The organism is Comamonas sp., from assembly GCF_036666375.1.
Taxonomy (GTDB): domain Bacteria; phylum Pseudomonadota; class Gammaproteobacteria; order Burkholderiales; family Burkholderiaceae_C; genus Comamonas.
This window is the reverse complement of the sequence record NZ_JAVWWA010000162.1, coordinates 1-1618: the sequence shown is the minus strand read 5'-3', so window position 1 is coordinate 1618 and position 1618 is coordinate 1. Positions and strand designations below refer to the sequence as shown.

Below are 1618 nucleotides of genomic sequence, written 5' to 3'. Positions count from 1 at the left end.
GTGGCCCCCGCGGGTTTGCTACACTTTGCGCCATGTTCATTCACCGCAAGTTCATTGCAGGTCTCAAGGACCGGGGAGCCTGGCCCTGGCGCAAGCCTACGCACTTGAACGCTTGATGGCACCTGGGGCACGTCCCAGCGTGCACCCGTGGCCCTAGACGGGCCGTTAGATTGAACTGCGGTACGCGCTGTATTTCCCGAACGGAAACCGCCTGCCGCCCCGAGCTGGGAGCTCCTTCTGTGATCACAGAACTCGAATTCAAAAGCCTGTCCGCGCAAGGCTTCAACCGTATTCCATTGATGGTCGAGGCCTTTGCCGACCTCGAAACCCCGCTGTCGCTGTACCTCAAGCTGGCCCATGCCCAGGGCGATGGCAAGTACAGCTTTCTGCTTGAATCCGTGGTCGGCGGCGAGCGCTTCGGCCGCTACAGCTTCATCGGCCTGCCCGCGCGCAGCCTGCTGCGCGCCAGCGGCTTTGGCGCCGATGCGAAGACCGAGATCGTCACCGACGGCCAGGTGGTCGAAACGCATGCAGGCAATCCGCTGGACTTCATTGCCGCCTACCAGCAGCGCTTCAAGGTCGCGCTGACGCCCGGCATGCCGCGCTTTTGCGGCGGCCTGGCCGGCTATTTCGGCTACGACGCGGTGCGCTACGTCGAGAAAAAGCTCGAGCAGTCGTGCCCGCCCGACGACCTGGGCTGCCCCGACATCCTGCTGCTGCAGTGCGAGGAAGTCGCGGTCATCGACAACCTGTCGGGCAAGCTGTACCTGATTGTCTACGCCGACCCGTCGCAGTCCGAAGCCTATTCGCGCGGCAAGAAGCGCCTGCGCGAACTCAAGGAGCAGCTGCGCTACTCGGTCAGCGCACCCCAGCTCAAGCCCAGCGAAAGCCACCCGGCGCAGCGCAGCTTTGCCAAGGCAGATTACATTGCCGCTGTCGAGCAGGCCAAGGAAATGATTGCCGCGGGCGACTTCATGCAGGTGCAGGTCGGCCAGCGCATCCACAAGCGCTACACGCAAAGCCCGCTGAGCCTGTACCGCGCGCTGCGCTCGCTCAATCCCAGCCCCTACATGTACTACTACCACTTCGGAGATTTCCATGTGGTGGGGGCCAGCCCGGAAATCCTGGTGCGCCAGGAAAAGACGCCCGAGGGCCAGAAGATCACCATCCGCCCGCTGGCCGGAACGCGCCCGCGCGGCGCCACGCCCGAAGCCGACAAGGCCACCGAGATCGAGCTGATCAACGACCCCAAGGAACGCGCCGAGCATGTGATGCTGATCGACCTGGCGCGCAACGACATCGGCCGCATCGCGCGCACCGGCAGCGTCAAGGTCACCGAGGCCTTCGCGGTCGAGCGCTACAGCCATGTGATGCACATCGTCAGCAACGTCGAAGGCCTGCTCAATGAGGGCATGACCAGCATGGACGTGCTCAAGGCGACCTTCCCCGCGGGAACGCTGACCGGCGCGCCCAAGGTGCACGCGATGGAAGTCATTGACCAGCTCGAGCCCGTCAAGCGCGGCATCTACGGCGGCGCCTGCGGCTATCTGAGCTTTGCGGGCGACATGGACGTGGCGATCGCCATCCGCACCGGCGTGATCAAGGACGGCATGCTGTA

General features: G+C 64.3%; 1 protein-coding gene. It reads left to right on the top strand.

The window, feature by feature from the left end; all coding sequences use genetic code 11:
* Positions 1-239 precede the first annotated feature (239 nt).
* A partial coding sequence (locus RR928_RS23445) for an anthranilate synthase component I family protein (protein ID WP_332684463.1) occupies positions 240-1618 on the top strand: 1379 nt, incomplete at its 3' end.